The organism is Paenibacillus ferrarius, from assembly GCF_002027705.1.
Classification (GTDB): Bacteria; Bacillota; Bacilli; order Paenibacillales; family NBRC-103111; genus Paenibacillus_E; species Paenibacillus_E ferrarius.
Map to the genome: position 1 here is coordinate 73896 of NZ_MBTG01000056.1, position 18181 is coordinate 92076.

16 protein-coding genes are annotated in these 18181 nt (G+C 47.3%); all 16 read left to right on the forward strand.

Going from position 1 to position 18181, the window contains the following annotated elements; translation table 11 throughout:
• The first annotated feature begins 37 nt into the window (after positions 1–37).
• The 16 genes from BC351_RS35590 to pgeF all read left to right on the forward strand — a co-directional run bounded on the left by BC351_RS35590 (position 38) and on the right by pgeF (position 18171).
• A complete protein-coding gene (locus tag BC351_RS35590) occupies positions 38–1525 on the forward strand; it encodes a UDP-N-acetylmuramoyl-L-alanyl-D-glutamate--2,6-diaminopimelate ligase (RefSeq protein WP_079420034.1) in 1488 nt (495 codons plus the stop codon).
• Positions 1522–2922 (forward strand): UDP-N-acetylmuramoyl-tripeptide--D-alanyl-D-alanine ligase, encoded by a 1401-nt coding sequence (locus tag BC351_RS35595; RefSeq protein WP_079420036.1) that lies wholly within the window; start codon positions 1522–1524, stop codon positions 2920–2922. Before BC351_RS35590 ends, BC351_RS35595 begins: the two co-directional genes overlap by 4 nt.
• A 99-nt stretch (positions 2923–3021) precedes the next feature.
• A complete protein-coding gene (gene mraY, locus BC351_RS35600) occupies positions 3022–3957 on the forward strand; it encodes a phospho-N-acetylmuramoyl-pentapeptide-transferase (protein ID WP_144028644.1) in 936 nt (311 codons plus the stop codon).
• 3 nt (positions 3958–3960) lie between these two features.
• The gene (murD, locus tag BC351_RS35605) at positions 3961–5355 is read left to right on the forward strand and encodes a UDP-N-acetylmuramoyl-L-alanine--D-glutamate ligase (RefSeq protein WP_079420041.1); all 1395 of its coding nucleotides are present in this window, start codon (positions 3961–3963) and stop codon (positions 5353–5355) included.
• Between the two features lie 90 nt (positions 5356–5445).
• Entirely contained in the window at positions 5446–6543 is a 1098-nt protein-coding gene (gene spoVE / locus BC351_RS35610) for a stage V sporulation protein E (RefSeq protein WP_079420043.1), read from the forward strand.
• Between the two features lie 7 nt (positions 6544–6550).
• Positions 6551–7621: an undecaprenyldiphospho-muramoylpentapeptide beta-N-acetylglucosaminyltransferase gene (locus BC351_RS35615; protein ID WP_079420045.1), complete on the forward strand. Its 1071-nt coding sequence runs from the start codon at positions 6551–6553 to the stop codon at positions 7619–7621.
• Between the two features lie 206 nt (positions 7622–7827).
• Positions 7828–8733, forward strand: a complete 906-nt coding sequence (gene murB / locus BC351_RS35620; protein ID WP_079420048.1) for a UDP-N-acetylmuramate dehydrogenase — start codon at positions 7828–7830, stop codon at positions 8731–8733.
• A gap of 15 nt (positions 8734–8748) precedes the next feature.
• Positions 8749–10017, forward strand: coding sequence for a UDP-N-acetylglucosamine 1-carboxyvinyltransferase (murA, locus tag BC351_RS35625; protein ID WP_079420051.1), 1269 nt, complete (start codon positions 8749–8751; stop codon positions 10015–10017).
• 123 nt (positions 10018–10140) lie between these two features.
• On the forward strand, positions 10141–11055 hold the full coding sequence (locus tag BC351_RS35630; RefSeq protein ID WP_079420054.1) for a cell division protein FtsQ/DivIB: 915 nt from the start codon (positions 10141–10143) through the stop codon (positions 11053–11055).
• A 273-nt stretch (positions 11056–11328) separates the two neighbouring features.
• Positions 11329–12576 (forward strand): cell division protein FtsA, encoded by a 1248-nt coding sequence (gene ftsA, locus BC351_RS35635; protein WP_079420056.1) that lies wholly within the window; start codon positions 11329–11331, stop codon positions 12574–12576.
• Positions 12577–12606: 30 nt separating this feature from the next.
• Positions 12607–13728 (forward strand): cell division protein FtsZ, encoded by a 1122-nt coding sequence (gene ftsZ / locus BC351_RS35640; RefSeq protein ID WP_079420058.1) that lies wholly within the window; start codon positions 12607–12609, stop codon positions 13726–13728.
• A gap of 232 nt (positions 13729–13960) precedes the next feature.
• A complete protein-coding gene (spoIIGA, locus tag BC351_RS35645; RefSeq protein WP_079420061.1) occupies positions 13961–14884 on the forward strand; it encodes a sigma-E processing peptidase SpoIIGA in 924 nt (307 codons plus the stop codon).
• 198 nt (positions 14885–15082) lie between these two features.
• Entirely contained in the window at positions 15083–15805 is a 723-nt protein-coding gene (gene sigE, locus BC351_RS35650) for an RNA polymerase sporulation sigma factor SigE (protein ID WP_079420064.1), read from the forward strand.
• Between the two features lie 162 nt (positions 15806–15967).
• The gene (sigG, locus tag BC351_RS35655) at positions 15968–16750 is read left to right on the forward strand and encodes an RNA polymerase sporulation sigma factor SigG (RefSeq protein WP_079420066.1); all 783 of its coding nucleotides are present in this window, start codon (positions 15968–15970) and stop codon (positions 16748–16750) included.
• 136 nt (positions 16751–16886) lie between these two features.
• Complete coding sequence (locus tag BC351_RS35660; protein WP_079420068.1) at positions 16887–17186, forward strand: YlmC/YmxH family sporulation protein; 300 nt, start codon at positions 16887–16889, stop codon at positions 17184–17186.
• 112 nt (positions 17187–17298) lie between these two features.
• Positions 17299–18171, forward strand: coding sequence for a peptidoglycan editing factor PgeF (gene pgeF, locus BC351_RS35665; RefSeq protein WP_079420070.1), 873 nt, complete (start codon positions 17299–17301; stop codon positions 18169–18171).
• Positions 18172–18181 lie beyond the last annotated feature (10 nt).

Genomic DNA, 18181 nt, shown 5'->3' on the forward strand with positions numbered 1-18181 from the left:
CCATAATAGATAGAAAACCGGTAAGGAGAGGTTGCTCATGAAACTGCAGGAGCTTGCTTCCGCATTGCTCATTACCCATATCCATGGTAATGCTGAAACAGAAATTACGGGGATTGAAGCAGACTCTCGTAAAATTAAACCAGGATACGTATTCCTATGTATTCCTGGATTAACCGTAGATGGCCATGATTATGCCCCAAAAGCGATTGCGCTTGGGGCTTCTGCGCTTGTTACGGAAAGAGTGCTCGATCTGCCGATCCCGCAGTTGGTTGTCAAAGATGCCAGATATGCCATGGCTGCATTGTCTGCCCATTTCTATGGCTATCCGAGCAAAGAAATGAAGATTATAGGTTTTACAGGTACGAACGGTAAAACGACTTCTACCTATTTGCTCGAAAAAATATTGCGAGACCAAGGCTTTATCACCGGACTTATGGGCACCATTGAGATGAAAATCGGAGACAACTATTACGAAATGGAGCGGACAACCCAAGAAGCGGTTGATTTGCAAAGCAGTTTTCGTAAAATGTGCGAGCACAAGACCGATTATTGCCTGATGGAAGTTTCCAGTCATGCTTTAGAGCTGGGACGTGTCAAGGGGATTCATTTCCGTTCGGGGGTTTTTACGAATTTAACACAGGACCATTTGGATTATCACAAAACAATGGAAGCCTATGCTGCGGCAAAAGGGTTGTTGTTCTCTCGTTTAGGGAACGGCTTCGCAAGCGATCCTGCTGAGCGTCAATATGCCATTCTCAATGCGGATGATGAAGCCTCTGTGATTTTTAGCAAATTAACTGCTGCGCAGATTATTACCTATGGGATCAATCAGGAGTGCGATGTACGAGCAGCGAATATTCGAATGTCGGCGAAAGGCACGGAATTCCAGTTAATTTCGTTTGCAGGCGAAGCCTATTTTCAAATGAAGTTGGTCGGTAAATTCAATGTGTACAACGCGCTTGGGGCGATTGCTGCGGCTTTGGCTGAGGGTATTTCGCTGGAAGCCATCCGCAATAGCTTGGAAAGCTTGAACGTGGTTGAGGGACGTATGGAGGTTGTGGACGAAGGCCAGGAGTACTTGGTCTTGGTTGACTATGCCCACACGCCTGACGGCTTGGAGAACGCGCTGTCAACGATTTCCGAATTCGCTGAAGGCAAGATCATTACGGTATTTGGGTGCGGCGGTGACCGTGACAGAACGAAGCGTCCGATTATGGGGAAAGTGACTGCTGCCTACAGCGATTATTTATATGTGACTTCCGACAATCCTCGAACCGAGGATCCGGAGGCTATTCTTGCCGACATCCGGCCTGGCTTGCAAGAGGTAAACTACCCGGCCGAAAAGGCTGAATTCATTGTGGATCGCAAAAAAGCGATACAAAAGGCTATTGAAGGGGCAGGCCCCAAGGATGTAATATTGATAGCGGGAAAAGGCCACGAAACGTATCAGGATATCATGGGGGTTAAGCATGATTTCGACGATCGTTTGGTGGCTAAGGCTGCGATAAGGGGGAGAGGACGATGATCCAACGTACACTAGAGCAAATCGCAGTGATGTTGGGGAGTGAAGTATCAGAGGGAGCGGGAACTGTTCAAGTAACAGGCGTTTCCACAGATACTCGCTCTATCCAGGCAAGCAGCTTATTTGTTCCTTTAATCGGTGAAAATTTTGATGGGCATTCGTATGTGCAAGAAGCATATGCCAAAGGAGCTTCTGCCATTTTGTGGCAGGATAGTCATGGCGCGGCTCCAATCGGCATTCCTCATATCCGTGTTGCCGATACGTTGACAGCCCTGCAGCAATTGGCCAAAGCCTATCGCAAGCAATTGTCAGTGCGCATAATAGGGATTACAGGCAGCAACGGTAAAACGACGACGAAAGATTTGGTTGCGGCCGTTCTGGGCAGTACGTATGAGGTGCATAAAACGAAAGGCAATTTGAATAATCACATCGGCTTGCCGCTTACGCTGCTCCAGTTAGAAGAAACGACGCAATTTGCCGTGGTTGAAATGGGGATGAGCGGGCGAGGCGAGATCGAGTTGTTGTCTGATCTGGCTGAGCCTGAGGCAGCGATCATCACGATGATCGGCGAGTCGCATTTGCTTCAGCTGGGCTCGCGGGACGAGATCGCGCGGGCGAAGGCCGAGATTGCCAGCGGTATGCCCAGGGATGGGCTGCTCGTCTACAACGGCGATGAGCCGCTGATTGAACAGGCCCTCGCCGAGCGAGGTCTGGGCTCGATTGAGGAGCAGGTTGCAGGGCTGCGCCGCATTCGCTTCGGCAGCGGCGCGGGCAATGATCTGTTCCCGACCGATATCCGAATGGACGCGGACGGGGCTTACTTCCAGATCAATTCACCGGGCTATCCGGAATTGTACGTTCCCTTGCTCGGTACGCATAATGTCATTAATGCGTTAGCGGCCATTGCCATCGGCGAGACCTTCGGCGTCGCGCCAATCGCGATTGCAGCAGGGCTTCGCTCTCTGCAGATGACGAGCATGCGCATCGAGAAGCAGACGGCAGCCTCTGGGCTGACCGTGCTTAACGATGCGTACAACGCCAGCCCGGCCTCCATGCGGGCGGCGATTACGTTGACCGAGCAGCTGGGCGGCTTCGGTCGCAAGTTTCTTGTGCTCGGCGATATGCTGGAGCTTGGCGAAAATGAAGAGCAGTTTCATCGCGGCATTGGTGCGATGATAGATGCCGAACGTGTCGATTACGTCTTCACGTTCGGCCGTTTGGGCCGCTTCATTGCAGACGAAGCGGAGGCGCGGTTTCCGCAAGGGCACGTTCGCGCCTTCGATGAGAAAGATCAGCTCGCGGCCGAGCTGGCCGCTCTCGCCGAGAAAGATGATCTTGTGCTCGTGAAAGGCTCACGCGGCATGAGGCTTGAACAAGTGGTGCAAGCTTTGCTCGCTTAATCGGCGAGCGAGTTGACGATAAGGAAGAAACAGTAGATCGTTTTCGGAAGGCGGAAACGAGCAGGGGGAACCGACGTGGAAAACGCAATTTTATTAACAATGGGCGTAGCATTCGTGCTCGCGCTAATTATGGGGCCGCTTTTCATTCCGATCTTGCGGCGCATGAAATTTGGGCAACAAATTCGGGAGGATGGCCCGCAAGGCCATTTGAAAAAACAAGGAACGCCTACCATGGGCGGTGTCATTATTTTACTGGCGCTGGCACTGGCTACCCTTCGTTTTGCCGATAAAAATACAGACCTGCTCATTTTGTTGATTGCTTCACTAGGCTATGGTCTCGTAGGCTTTCTCGATGATTACATCAAAATTATTTTCAAACGCTCTCTGGGACTTACAGCGAAGCAAAAGCTGTTTGGACAACTATTGATTTCAGCCATTGTTTGTTATTTGCTAGTCATGAAAGGTCATAGTACGGACTTATATATTCCTTTCGTAGAGTTCCACTTTAACCCAGGCTGGCTGTACTTCCCGTTAATGGCGATTTTAATGTTAGGCGCATCCAACGCGGTTAATTTTACAGATGGACTGGACGGTCTGTTAGCCGGTACAAGCGCGATTGCCTTCGGAGCGTACACCGTTATTGCTATGAACAACACACAGCCGGAAGCGGCCATTTTCTCTGCGGCGATGGTTGGTGCTGTGCTGGGCTTTCTTGTGTTTAATGCTCATCCGGCTAAAGTGTTCATGGGCGATACCGGTTCGCTCGGAATTGGCGGCGGCCTTGTGGCTGTTGCGATTTTGACGAAAGCGGAATTACTGTTAGCGGTTGTTGGAGGTATTTTCCTGATTGAAATTCTTTCTGTCGTCATCCAGGTCGTTTCTTTCAAAACAAGAGGGAAACGGGTGTTTAAAATGAGCCCGATTCATCATCACTTTGAATTGGTTGGATGGTCGGAATGGCGGGTTGTTATTACGTTCTGGGTCGTAGGTCTTGTGCTGGCGATACTCGGATTATATATGAATGAGGTGTTGTAGAGGATGAATCATCCGCGTGAATATCGTGGACTAGAAGTCATTGTTTTGGGCTTGGCTCGCAGCGGTGTCGCTGCAGCTAAGCTTTTTCACCAAAAAGGTGCCCTAGTTACCGTTAATGACAAAAAAGAGCGGAGCGCATGCCCTGAAGCCGACGAATTGGAGGCTCTGGGTATTTCTGTTGTATGCGGCTATCATCCGGACTCCATCGTTCATGCGGGCGTTGCGCTTGTCGTGAAGAACCCAGGCATACCGTATTCGGTAGAGCCTATTCGCAAGGCATTGGAGCTTGGTATCGAAGTGGTGACCGAAGTTGAAGTCGCTTATCAGTTCTGTGAAGCGCCTATTATTGGCATTACCGGCTCCAATGGCAAAACGACCACCACCACCTTAATTGGCATGATGTTGGACGAAGCAGGCTTGTCGCCTGTGGTGGCGGGGAATATTGGACGCGCGCTGACAGAAGCAGCGCCTGAGGTGACGGCTGAGAATTGGATGGTCGTTGAGCTGAGCAGCTTTCAGCTGAAAGGCACAACCTCATTCCGGCCCAAGATTGCCTTATTATTAAATTTGTATGAGACCCATTTGGACTATCATGGCTCAATGGACGATTATATTGCGTCCAAAGCGAAAATATTCGCTAATCAAACCGAAGCTGACACAGCCATCTTGAATTGGGATGACGCCGTTTGCCGCGCTCTTATTCCGACTATACGTGCCAAGGTGTTCCCTTTTTCGATGAAGGAAATCTTAGCTTATGGCGTATATTTTGACGAGAAAACAGGGGCACTCATTTACGCAAATGGCAAGGATCAAGCTGTGCCTTTCATGCAAGCCAGCGAAGTTGGGATTCCAGGCAGCTTCAATGTGGAGAATGCCTTGGCAGCCGCCGCGGCAGCCCTTACAGTGGGTGTTCAGCTTGAGATCATAGCTGATGTGCTTCGAAGCTTTCAAGGCGTGGAACACCGCCTGGAGCTCGTGAAAGAGCTGGACGGTGTGACCTTCTACAATAATTCCAAAGCCACGAATGCAGCAGCTTCCATCAAATCAATCGAAGTTTTTGATCAGAAGATCATTCTCATTGCAGGTGGTCTTGATCGAGGCTCGGATTATATGGAATTGCTGCCTACTTTCCGTGAGCGGATCAAAGGGATTGTTGCGCTGGGTCAAACGAAAGAGAAAATTGCCCATATTGCCGAGCTGGCAGGGATTAGCTACAGGCAAACCGTCGATACTGCTAAGGATGCAGCGGATGCGGTTTCACAAGCCGTCCAGCTTGCTTGGCAAATGAGTGAACCTGGCGATATTGTCTTGCTGTCGCCTGCTTGCGCAAGCTGGGATATGTTCCCCTCTTATGAGGACAGGGGACGCATGTTTAAGGAGTCCGTGCATAACCTTTAAGTAGGGCTTATCCACCTTTGGGGTGTTGCATGTGACCACTCGCCTACGGATTCATGGATAAGGCCCACAACACACAAAGAGGTGTCTGTTATGGGTAAATCACGGTCCGCTCCTGACATTTGGATCATCATTCCAACCTTGTTGCTTCTGACAATTGGTATTATTATGGTTTACAGTGCAAGCAGTGTGCTGGCATTTCGAGAGTTCGGCGATTCTCTGTATTACTTGAAACGGCAATTAATTTTTGCTGTTTTGGGTGTTGTTGCCATGTTTTTTACGATGAATGTGGATTACTTAGTTTGGAAAAAGATTTCAAAAATCACTCTTTTTATCTGCTTTGGCATGCTCGTTATCGTTCTTATTCCCGGAGTGGGGGTTGTTCGAGGCGGGGCCAGAAGCTGGCTTGGGATCGGCGCCTTCGGTATTCAGCCTTCCGAGTTTATGAAGATCGGGATGATTCTGTATTTGTCCAAAATGCTCTCTGAGCAGCAGTCCAAAATCACCTTGTTCACGAAAGGCTTGCTGCCCCCGCTAGGGATTATGGGCTTGGCTTTTGGTCTTATCATGCTTCAGCCTGACTTGGGTACCGGCGCTGTGCTTGTCGGCGCATCCCTGTTGATCATTTTCACTTCCGGAGCGAGATTGCTTCATCTCTCTTATCTAGGTATGATAGGGATTGCTGGTTTTATTGGTCTGGTCATTGCAGCTCCCTATCGCTTGAAACGTATTACGGCCTTCTTGGACCCTTGGCAGGATCCATTAGGCGCAGGTTATCAATCTATTCAATCCTTGTATGCGATTGGACCTGGCGGTCTAGTTGGACTTGGCTTAGGAATGAGCAGACAGAAGTACAGCTATTTGCCAGAGCCGCAAACCGATTTTATTTTTTCTATTATTGCAGAAGAGCTTGGTTTTATTGGCGGAACGCTGGTTCTGCTGTTGTTTACGATTCTCGTTTGGCGCGGGATGCGGGCAGCTATTACGGCCCCGGATACGTTTGCCAGCTTGATCGCCGTCGGGATTATCGGCATGGTTGCAGTTCAGGTTATTATTAATATCGGTGTTGTTATCGGCATGTTTCCGGTAACCGGCATCACATTGCCATTCATAAGTGCAGGAGGGTCTTCCCTGACGCTAATGCTGACATCGGTCGGCATCCTGCTCAATATATCCCGCTATTCGAGGTGACACGGAAATGAAAACAATTGTCTTCACCGGAGGTGGCTCCGCTGGACATGTGACCCCCAACATTGCGCTCATGCATCGTCTTGAGCAGTTAGGTTGGGAAATTAAATATATCGGCTCTGCTACGGGCATCGAGAAAGACATCATAGAACGGGAAGGGGTATCCTTTTACCCCATCTCGTCTGGGAAGCTTCGGCGATATTTTGATCTTAAAAATTTCAAGGACCCTTTCAGAGTCATGAAAGGCGTGTATGAGTCTTATAGATTGCTTCGTCGCTTGAAGCCCGCCATCGTCTTTTCGAAGGGCGGGTTCGTTTCCGTCCCGGTCGTTCTTGGCAGTCGGATGAATAAGGTGCCTGTGATCATTCATGAGTCTGATATGACACCGGGACTTGCCAACAAAATTTCCATTCCTTTTGCAACCAAAGTATGTGTGACGTTTCCAGAGTCCCTTCAGCATGTACAGAAAGAAAAAGCGGTCTTAACCGGATTGCCGATTCGTGAACATATATTGAACGGAAAAGCGACTCGTGGCTACCAGCTTTGTGATTTTCACTCTCAGAAGCCTGTTATCCTGGTCATGGGCGGGAGCTTGGGCTCACAAATCATTAACCAAGCGGTACGCGGCAATTTGGATCGACTGCTGGCACAGTTTCAGATTGTGCATCTTTGCGGAAAAGGGAACATCGCCTCCGAGTATGCTCATACACGGGGTTATAAACAATTTGAGTATTTGAACGAGGAACTGCCGGATGTCCTGGCGATGACGGATCTGGTTATTTCCAGAGCGGGCGCTACGTCTATCTATGAGTTCCTGGTATTGGAAAAGCCGATGCTGCTCATTCCATTATCCTTGCAAGCAAGCCGAGGCGATCAGATCTTGAATGCAAAGTCTTTCCAGAAAGCCGGCTATGCCGATGTGCTTCAAGAAGAGGACTTAACTGCTGAGACGCTTGCTGCGCATGTGGAAGCTCTCTACGCCAATCGTTTGGCTTATCAGGAAGTCATGCAGTCTCGCAAAGTGAACGACGCCGTAGCATCCATCATTGCCTTGATTGAATCCCACAGCCTTACGTCTTGATTTTGCTAAAGCGTATAGGCGATTGTCACACTCTATCCGATTTTACATAAACTACACTATAACCGTGACAGACACCTACGGGCTTGATACGGCGCCAAGCAAAGGAGACCGGCCATCTTCGTCTTGGTCCGTATGATTGAAATTATAGAGCTTGAAGCACAATTTCAAGATCTTTTCGCCCTATGTTCTGTGAAGGAGGTTTTCCCATGCAACAGTTAATATCCGACTTACAGGCAGCAAATATTGGCGAGATTCGAACGAATGAACGATTGGCTCCTTTTACAACTTGGAGAATCGGAGGTCCGGCCGATTGTCTGATCCTCCCTCAAACGAAAGAGCAGGTTGCTGCGGTTATTCGTTTCTTGCATGAACGCGGCGTTCCGTGGACCGTTATCGGCCGTGGTTCCAATCTGCTTATCCGTGACAAAGGGATTAGAGGTGTCGTCATTAAACTGGGGTCTACACTCGAAACACTGCGTTTCGATGGTGCGACCGTATACGCAGGTGGTTCCTATTCGTTCATTAAATTGTCCGTACTAGCCGCCAAAGAAGGTTTAACCGGACTGGAGTTTGCTTCTGGCATCCCCGGTTCTGTGGGAGGCGCCGTCTACATGAATGCAGGGGCTCACGGGTCCGATGTGTCACGCATACTCAAGCAGGCTGAAGTCATCCTGGACACAGGGGAATTGGTCACGATGCAAGCGGAGGATTTGCAGTATGCCTATCGACATTCCATTCTGCACACGCTGCCCGGCATTGTAACGGAAGCTGTCTTTGAATTACAGGTTGGAGATCGCAAAGAAATCGCCGGAGCCATGGCGGCTTACCGTGATCGGCGTCGACGCACGCAACCTGGCCACTTAGCTTGCGCAGGAAGCGTATTCCGCAACCCCGAAGGGGGATTCGCAGCTAAACTTATCGAAGAGGCAGGCTTGAAAGGCAAACGTGTCGGTGGAGCGGAAATCTCTACCTTGCACGCCAATTTCATTGTTAACACCGGAGATGCTGCAGCCGAGGACGTTCTCACTCTCATAAGCGAAGTCCAGCAGATCGTACTGCAAAAGTACGGAATCTCGCTGGTACCTGAAGTTTTGGTGATGGGTGAGAGGTAAATCGGAGGTGGAACTTTGGAGAAGCTCGTTATCGAAGGTGGAAGACCTCTTACGGGAGCCATCCAGATACACGGCGCGAAAAACGCCGCATTACCAATCTTAGCAGCCTGCATCCTGGCTAGCGGCACTCATACTCTGCATAATGTTCCTAATTTGCTCGATATCGACACCATGCTGCGCATTCTATGTGCACTCGGTTGTCGTGCGGAGCAGCAGGGACATACCGTAACCATTACAACATCCACAGCTCATTCCTCACATATCCCGGAAGAATTGATGGGGCAAATGCGTTCTTCCATCTTCCTCATGGGTCCGCTGCTCGCGAGATTCGGCAGTGTCACCGTGTATCAACCTGGTGGCTGCGCAATCGGCGAACGTAAAATCGATTTGCACCTGAAGGGTTTGCAGGCTCTTGGAGCCAACATTGAAGAATTCGCGAATAAAATTGTTTGTACAGCTGATTCGCTTCAAGGCAGTGAGATTGTGCTCGACTTCCCGAGCGTTGGTGCGACGGAAAATATTATGATGGCTGCTGTGCGAGCAGAAGGCATCACAACGATTTACAATGCAGCCCGTGAGCCGGAGATTCAGGACTTGCAAAATTTTCTGAATGCCATGGGCGCTGATATCATTGGAGCGGGTACGGATACGATTACGATCCGCGGAGTAGAGTCTTTGTCGCCTTGCACGTATGAAATTATACCTGATCGCATTGTGGCTGGTACCTTCCTGGTAGCAGCAGCTGCAACCAAAGGGAATATTACCCTCGAGAAGGTGAATCCGGCACATTTAACCTCAGTGATTCACGTCCTTAAGCGTGCAGGTGTTCAAATCATTACGGACGGTGATATAATACATGTAAGCTGCCCGACAAGACCGAAGGCAGTCGAACGAATTGTAACGTCACCTCATCCTTCCTTCCCAACCGATCTTCAATCGCAAGTTATGGTGCTGCTGTCGTTAGCAGATGGACTTAGCGTGATGAAAGAAACGATTTTCGAAGGCAGATTCAAGCACGTCGATGAATTGTCCCGAATGGGAGCAGATATCCGTGTAGATATGAGCTCAGCCTTTATCCGAGGCGTTCCAAGATTGTATGGAGCAACGGTTGAAGCGACTGATTTGCGTGCTGGCGCCGCACTTGTTATCGCCGGTCTGGCTGCGCATGGCACAACGATCGTTGAGCAAATCCATCATATTGATAGAGGTTATGATAGGATTGAACATATGCTGTCCAGGTTAGGCGCTTCCGTTCATCGCCAAGCCCCCGTACCGAGTGAGTAGAACATTGAATGACTTCCGCGGATCCCTTCCTGCTTACAGGTGGGGATACACGGCTTTCATTGAATCATCATACATAGATTTATTCTAGCAAACTTTATATGAAACTATTAGGTGGTGCCCATCTTGTCCGAAGACCGCAAAGTACCCGCTCTGCCTGCTGTACCTAAGCCACGTGCGCGTACCAATCGGAAGCTGCTTATTTTCTTGTTTATCTTTTTTGCGATCCTATTAGTTATTCTTTTTTTTCAATCATCACTGAGCCGTGTTAGCGCCATTGAGGTTCAGGGTAATGAACTAATGACATCCGAAGCCATTGGACAAGCTAGTCAAATAGCCGTAGGAGATCGATTCTTTGCCGTAAGCTCAGCCACGATTCAGCAGCGTATTGCTTCCATGCCAATGGTTAAATCGGCTGAGGTCAAAAAACATTTTCCAGGCATCATACGCATTGCCGTAGAAGAATTCCCCAAAGTAGCTTTCCAAATAGCGGCTGATGGCAAGAAACAGGCTGTTCTTGCTGATGGCGCTGTTGTTCAGCTTGCTGCCGGGAGCAGCATCCCTCTGGATATGCCTATTCTTACAGGATGGACGGATGGTGATCCGAATAAAGCGGCGTTATGCAAGGTTTTGGGAGAGATTCCTGAAAGCGCACTATCGGATATTTCCGAAATTAAACCGGATCCATCCGAATCGTATCCTGATAAGATCAAGTTATACACAAGATCGCAGTTCGAGGTGTATACGACAATTGCCTATCTGCCTGAGAAAATTGACAACTTGCCTGCTTATATTGCAAGCTTACAAGAGGACCACATTACGAGTGGTGTGATCAAAATGCTAGAAGTAGAGTATCACGCTCCTTTTGATCCAAATGAAGAGCCCAAAGGCGATAAGGATGCATCAGCCACTCAGAAGTCTGGGAACAGCAATTCGAGTCCAAGTCCTGATTCGAGCAAGGATGGAGGCAAGCCGACTCCAAAACCGACTCCAAAACCGACTGCCAAACCAACGCCAAAGGAAACAGTAAAGCCTTCTTGACAAAAAAACGCTTTAATGGACTACTCAATCATGAAAATTAATGTTAAAATTAGATTTATGGTTAAATAGGCATCTCTCAACTCTTTATATGTTTACCAGAAAATTACTAGTCAAAATTAAGATCTATTTACAAGTGGTTGATTAATCAGGTTAAACATTTTTTTGAGCAAAAAATTGTAGAAAAAAGAGGGAATATGGCGTTTGTGTGGAATAAATACAGAAGATATTGTGAGGAAATCACATTAATACCAAAGTTATAGGAGGTGCCAGGGCTTGAGCAACAATGACATCATTGTTAGTTTAGACATCGGTACATCCAAGGTTCGTGCTATTATTGGGGAAGTTGTTAACGGAACCATTAATATAATAGGAGTGGGATCTGCCGAGTCAGAGGGTATTCGTAAGGGCGCCATCGTGGACATTGATCAAACTGTGAATTCTATTCGCAGTGCTGTGGATCATGCTGAACGAATGGTTGGCGTACAAATATCTGAGGTTTATGTTGGAATTTCAGGAAATCATATTGCTCTTCAATCCAGTCATGGTGTTGTCGCTGTTTCTAATGAAGACCGAGAGATCGGTGAAGAGGATATTGATCGTGTTATTCAGGCGGCAAGAGTCATTGCATTACCTCCTGAGCGTGAAATTATTGGAGTCGTACCCAAACAATATTTGGTTGATGGACAAGAAGGAATTAACGATCCTCGCGGGATGATTGGCGTTCGATTAGAAGTTGAAGCGACCATCATTACGGGCGCGAAGACCGGGATACATAATTTAATCCGTGTTGTGGAGAAATCCGAACTCAAGGTTGCTGGAGTTATTCTAATGTCACTGGCCTCTGGACAGTTAGCTCTATCCAAGGATGAGAAAGCGGTTGGCACAGTGCTTGTTGATATTGGAGCAGGAGCGGCTACAATCGCTATTTTTGAACTAGGCAATTTGTTGGCAACATCGACAATTCAAATTGGCGGCGAGTACATCAGCAATGATATCTCGATTGGCCTCCGTACTCAGCTCGAAATCGCAGAGAAAATAAAGCTGAAATACGGCTGTGCATCCGTCGATGATTCAGCGCCTGATCAAGTGTTTAAAGTGACCCGCATGGGAAGCAATGTGGAAAAAGAATTTTCACAAGTGGACCTTGCGAATATCATTGAACCCCGCGTCGAAGAAATTTTCCAGATGATTCGTGCAGAAGTGCATCGATTGGGTTATGGCGATTTAGCCGGCGGTTATGTGCTTACTGGCGGAACTGTCTGTATGCCGGGTATACTTGCTATTGCACAAGCTGAGCTCGCAACGTCAGTGCGTATTGCTGTTCCAGATTTCATTGGGGTGCGTGACCCTTCTTATACAAGTGGAGTTGGTATCATTCAATTCGTTTCCAAGTATATGAAAAACAGGAATTCTGGCTTTACCAAGAAAGTGGCTGCAAAAACGACTACAAAAAAATCCTCCGACAGCAATAAACCAGGTCTTATGGAACGAGTAAAGAACTTTTTTAGTGAATTTATATAGTGAACGCGAAGTTAGGGGGATATGACTCAGATGTTTGAATTTGATATGGATTTAGATCAATTGGCTCAAATCAAAGTCATTGGTGTGGGTGGCGGCGGAAGCAATGCCGTTAATCGGATGATCGAGAACGGTGTAAAGGGCGTTGAGTTTATTACGGTGAATACGGATGCTCAAGCTTTGCACTTAGCGAAATCCGTGCATAAATTGCAAATTGGGGATAAGCTTACGCGTGGTCTTGGCGCAGGTGCGAACCCTGAAGTAGGTAAGAAGGCGGCAGAAGAGTCAAGGGAGACAATTCTGAATACGCTTCGCGGTGCCGATATGGTATTCGTAACAGCAGGAATGGGCGGCGGTACAGGAACAGGAGCTGCTCCGGTTATTGCCGAAATCGCCAAGGAAGTAGGCGCTTTAACGGTTGGTGTTGTGACTCGTCCGTTTACGTTCGAAGGGCGCAAACGTTCTTTACAAGCAGAGCAGGGGATTGCTGCTCTGAAGGAAAAAGTAGATACATTGATTATTATTCCGAATGATCGTCTCTTAGAGATTGTAGATAAGAAAACGCCAATGCTTGAAGCTTTCCGTGAAGCGGACAATGTTCTTCGTCAAGGTGTGCAAGGGATTTCAGACTTAATCGCGGTTCCTGGACTTATCAATTTGGATTTTGCAGATGTCAAAACGATCATGACCGAGCGCGGCTCAGCCCTTATGGGGATTGGTGTCGCAACGGGTGAGAATCGCGCAGCGGAAGCAGCCAAGAAAGCAATTTCCAGTCCTTTGCTGGAAACTTCCATTGAAGGCGCACGTGGTGTTCTGATGAATATCACAGGCGGTGTCAACCTTAGCTTGTACGAAGTCAACGAAGCAGCTGATATCGTAGCATCTGCATCCGATATCGAAGTGAATATGATCTTTGGAGCGGTTATTGACGATAAGCTCAAAGACGAAATTCTGGTTACTGTTATCGCTACTGGTTTCGAGCACAAGGCTCCGCCTTCTCACGCTACAGTGAAACGTCCTGTGAGTGGACAACCTGAAGCGCCAGCTTCGGATAACCGCTTGAATAACTTAAAACCATTTGGCGCTCAGCCATCCAATGACCAATTAGATATTCCGACGTTCCTGCGCAACCGCGGGCGGAATACCGACAAATAATTACACGAACTGTGTAAAGAGACCGAAGCCCTACATCATGTAGAGGCTTCGGTTTTTTTGTGTTTCAGGACTTTTCTAGCGAATGCAGCACCGCGTCAACTGACAAAAAAAGTAATAGCCTACTAGCAAGTTTAGACAGACTTTGAAATTAGATTCCCCTATACTGATTTAGAACCTTAAAGTTTCGTCAGGAAATTGGATAAAAAGCATCACTCATGGAGGTGAGGAAATTGTGGTCGTCTATGCGGATCTCATTTTCCTACTGAACTTTCTGATGGATGCGGCCATACTGATTGTTACGGCTAAAACACGGAAAATATCGTTCAAGTGGTGGAGAATCGTAGGTTCGTCGTTTTTGGGAGCTTCCTATGTCGTGATCATGTTCCTGCCCGTGCCTCTTTTTTTATTTACATTTTCTGTGAAATGTATGTTCTGTATCGGTATGATTATGACTGCTTTCGGATTTGGTTCTCTACAAAATTTACTGAGAAACCTTGGAACGTTCCTCTTAGTGAATTTTGCCGTGGCCGGAGGGATGTTCGGCATTCATTATGTACTGGCATCCTCATCGGATGTGATGAAGGGGATTGTATTTACACAATCAGGTGTAGCTTTATTTCAGTTGAATATGGGCGGTATTCTATTTGTCCTTGCTCTCTTGATTCCTTTGTTATGGTGGTTCAAAACGGTGTTTCAAAGCACGAAACAGCGTGAAGTGATGACGACTTTTTTAGCTGAGATTACGATTCATGTAGGTGATTATACAGCCTCGTGCAAAGGATTGATTGATACGGGGAATCAATTATATGATCCGCTGACGCGAACCCCGGTGATGGTCATGGAAGTGTCAGAGTGGGGCGATGTGTTTCCTGCCCAGTGGCTCGAACGGATTCGGTCAGCCGATGTAGACCAAATCATTAGCGGTTTGGGGGAAGAAGAGTTTGTGTGGCAGGATCGATTGCGTCTTGTTCCTTATCGAGGTGTGAATCGAAATACGCAATTCATGCTGGCGATTAAACCCGATAAGGTGGTGATTACCCATAATCAGACGCAAACGGAAGCAAGCAAGGTGCTTATCGGGCTCGACGGAGGTAAGCTTTGCAGTGACGGCTCCTATCAAGCTATTATTCATCCGGCATTAATTTCCGCAGTATAGCGCTTTCAGAATGGATAGATGGGCTACCCAGTTGGATCGACGAAAGTTTTGCTTTCGCAAAACTCAGCTTACGCTTACGACGCAAGTTTTCCTACGGAAAACTCGGCAAATGCTTACGAAGTCAGTTTTGCACAGCAAAACTCAGCTTACGCTTACGACGCAAGTTTTCCTACGGAAAACTCTTAGGAGGAAACTAACATGCTCTTGAAATGGAAAATGCTTTTTCAACTAGCGTATTATCGTATTTTAATGTTCTTAGGTCTTAAAGGAGAGGAAATCTACTACATAGGTGGTAGTGAAGCTTTACCGCCACCCCTTACGAGAGAAGAAGAAGAATACTTATTGGAAAAATTACCATCTGGGGATGCCGCGATACGAGCGATGCTGATCGAGCGGAATCTGAGATTGGTTGTCTATATAGCTAGGAAATTCGAGAATACAGGGATAAATATCGAGGATTTGGTTTCAATCGGTGCTATCGGATTGATTAAAGCTGTGAACACCTTTGACCCTGAGAAAAAGATAAAATTAGCAACCTATGCATCACGTTGTATCGAAAATGAGATTCTTATGTACCTGCGGCGCAACAGTAAGATTCGTACAGAAGTTTCTTTCGATGAACCGCTGAATATTGATTGGGATGGAAATGAACTTCTGCTTTCCGATGTTCTTGGAACCGAGAATGATACGATCTATCGTAACATTGAAGAGCAGGTAGATCGCAAGTTGCTGCATAAAGCGCTTGATAAGCTTAGTGAACGCGAGCGTATCATCATGGAACTTAGGTTCGGCCTGCAAGACGGCGAAGAAAAAACACAGAAGGATGTTGCGGACCTGCTCGGTATCTCACAATCGTATATATCCAGATTGGAAAAGCGGATTATTAAAAGGCTTCGCAAGGAATTTAATAAGATGGTATAAGAAATTTTTTTTGGGCAGGTTATGTGGAATTTGTTCAGCAGTCACGGGAGGGAGCAAGTCGCAGACCTTTTGTCAAGTGCCTGGACAGAGGGAAGGACAGGAATAAATCGGTTACTCACGGGGATAATTAACAGTAATGTTTCTCCTTGGGAGGTAATCACGGTGACCCGAAATAAAGTTGAGATTTGTGGTGTTGATACCGCCAAACTGCCTGTTCTCACAAACGCAGAAATGCGTGAGCTGTTCTCTGATTTGCAGACCAAACAAGAACGGACTGCACGGGAGAAGTTGGTGAATGGGAACCTCAGATTGGTTCTAAGTGTGATTCAACGGTTCAACAATCGCGGAGAGTATGTGGACGATCTCTTCCAAGTTGGTTGTATTGGTTTGATGAAAGCCATTGATAATTTCGATTTAAGCCAAAATGTCAAATTCTCGACCTATGCTGTACCGATGATTATAGGTGAGATACGCCGCTACTTACGTGACAATAACCCGATTCGCGTTTCTCGTTCCTTGAGAGATATTGCTTACAAAGCTTTGCAAGTCAGAGACAGTTTGACGAATCAGAATTCTCGCGAACCGACGATTTATGAAATATCCGAAGCGCTTAATGTGCCCAAAGAGGATGTGGTCTTCGCTCTGGATGCTATTCAAGATCCAGTTTCCCTTTTTGAGCCGATTTATCATGATGGTGGAGATCCGATTTATGTGATGGATCAAATCAGTGATGAGCGGAATAAGGATATGTCCTGGATTGAAGGTATTGCCCTGCGGGAAGCGATGCGGAAATTGAATGCCAGAGAGAAGATGATCCTCTCCATGCGCTTTTTTGAAGGGAAAACACAAATGGAAGTTGCCGATGAGATTGGCATTTCACAAGCGCAAGTATCCAGACTTGAGAAGTCAGCCATATGCCAGATGCAAAAACATGTGAAATCGTAAGTTATTACATAAAGACCGGATCGGCTGTGACAAGCCGTGAAGGTCTTTTTTTAAGTTTCAGGACATTTTGCCCACTCCGCACATATACTAGTACAAAATCAGTTAAAATCTATTGAGATTCGTGGTGAGCAGCCTCATGAAAATATCTGATTTTCAGACGAAGGATGTAATCAACATTGTAGATGGCAAAAAGCTCGGCCAAATCAGTGATTTGGAGCTTGATTTGCGCCAAGGCCGAATTGAATCCATTGTTGTACCAAATCAAAGCAGGTTCTTCGGGTTATTTGGTTCAGGCACGGACGTCATCATCCCATGGAAGCATATTGTGAAAATCGGCGCTGATGTTGTACTCGTTAAACTCGAGGATGCTCGTCCCTATCGTCAAACGGATGACAGTGAAGGTGTTTATGAGTTTAACCGGCAGTTCCGTAATTGACGTACGACACACGAGCGAAGGCTGCTGCGAAGCGCGATAGCCGAGCAGATATCGTGTGTCTTTTTGTTTTGTGCTAAAGTAGGAGTAACTGAATGTATGGGGAGAGAGACAGATGGAGCCATTTATTATACAAGATAATGAGAATAGGCCAGTCCTATTTACGATAGCAAGCTGGTTGGAGCAGTTTAGTGAAATAACAGCAGGCTTTACTTCACGCCATGGAGGGGTGAGTATGGAGCCCTTTTCGACACTTAATTGCGGGCTTCATGTTAATGATGTATCTGACCATGTAGTGAAGAATCGTGCACTAATTGCCGAAGCCCTTGAGCAGCCGTTTGAGGCCTTTACATACGCAGAGCAAGTACATGGCAACGAGGTTGTCGTCGTAAGCGCTCAGGATAGAGGGAGAGGCCGTACATCCAGAGTAGAGGCTATTCAGGCCAAGGATGGGTTCATCACGAAGGAGCGGGGGATTGTGCTATGCGCACAGTTTGCCGATTGCGTACCTTTGTATTTCTATGATCCTGTTCAGCGTGTTGTCGGGTTAGCCCATGCCGGCTGGAAAGGGACCGTGCTAAACATTTCCATGGCTACAATATCCTTAATGACACATACTTTTGGTAGTCAGCCGTCTGACATTTATGCGGCCATCGGACCATCCATTGGGGCGTGCTGCTATGAGGTGGATACAGTGGTAGCCAGTCGAGTGCAAGAAGTGCTTGAGGGAACTCTAGATGCACCCGAAGAGGGGGCTCCTATACTGGTTGCCAAAGAAAACGGCAAGTATATGCTGAATTTGCAAGAATTGAACCGAAAATTGTTGCGCCAAGCAGGAATTTTGTCGTCCCATATCGAAGTATCACAGTTATGTACGAGTTGTAACACTGATCAGTTCTTTTCTCATCGAAAAGAAGGCGGTGCTACAGGCAGAATGATTGCTTGGATCGGACTTCTGCAAGAAGCGGATGAGCAAGCAATGCGTTGAAGTGAGGTGC

What these genes read in the sequence shown, in the direction of transcription:
- BC351_RS35590 (WP_079420034.1), top strand. Translation starts at nt 38, where the DNA reads ATGAAACTGCAGGAGCTTGCTTCCGCATTGCTCATTACCCATATCCAT.
- BC351_RS35595 (WP_079420036.1), top strand. Translation starts at nt 1,522, where the DNA reads ATGATCCAACGTACACTAGAGCAAATCGCAGTGATGTTGGGGAGTGAA.
- mraY (WP_144028644.1), top strand. Translation starts at nt 3,022, where the DNA reads ATGGGCGTAGCATTCGTGCTCGCGCTAATTATGGGGCCGCTTTTCATT.
- murD (WP_079420041.1), top strand. Translation starts at nt 3,961, where the DNA reads ATGAATCATCCGCGTGAATATCGTGGACTAGAAGTCATTGTTTTGGGC.
- spoVE (WP_079420043.1), top strand. Translation starts at nt 5,446, where the DNA reads ATGGGTAAATCACGGTCCGCTCCTGACATTTGGATCATCATTCCAACC.
- BC351_RS35615 (WP_079420045.1), top strand. Translation starts at nt 6,551, where the DNA reads ATGAAAACAATTGTCTTCACCGGAGGTGGCTCCGCTGGACATGTGACC.
- murB (WP_079420048.1), top strand. Translation starts at nt 7,828, where the DNA reads ATGCAACAGTTAATATCCGACTTACAGGCAGCAAATATTGGCGAGATT.
- ftsZ (WP_079420058.1), top strand. Translation starts at nt 12,607, where the DNA reads ATGTTTGAATTTGATATGGATTTAGATCAATTGGCTCAAATCAAAGTC.
- sigE (WP_079420064.1), top strand. Translation starts at nt 15,083, where the DNA reads ATGCTCTTGAAATGGAAAATGCTTTTTCAACTAGCGTATTATCGTATT.
- BC351_RS35660 (WP_079420068.1), top strand. Translation starts at nt 16,887, where the DNA reads ATGAAAATATCTGATTTTCAGACGAAGGATGTAATCAACATTGTAGAT.
- pgeF (WP_079420070.1), top strand. Translation starts at nt 17,299, where the DNA reads ATGGAGCCATTTATTATACAAGATAATGAGAATAGGCCAGTCCTATTT.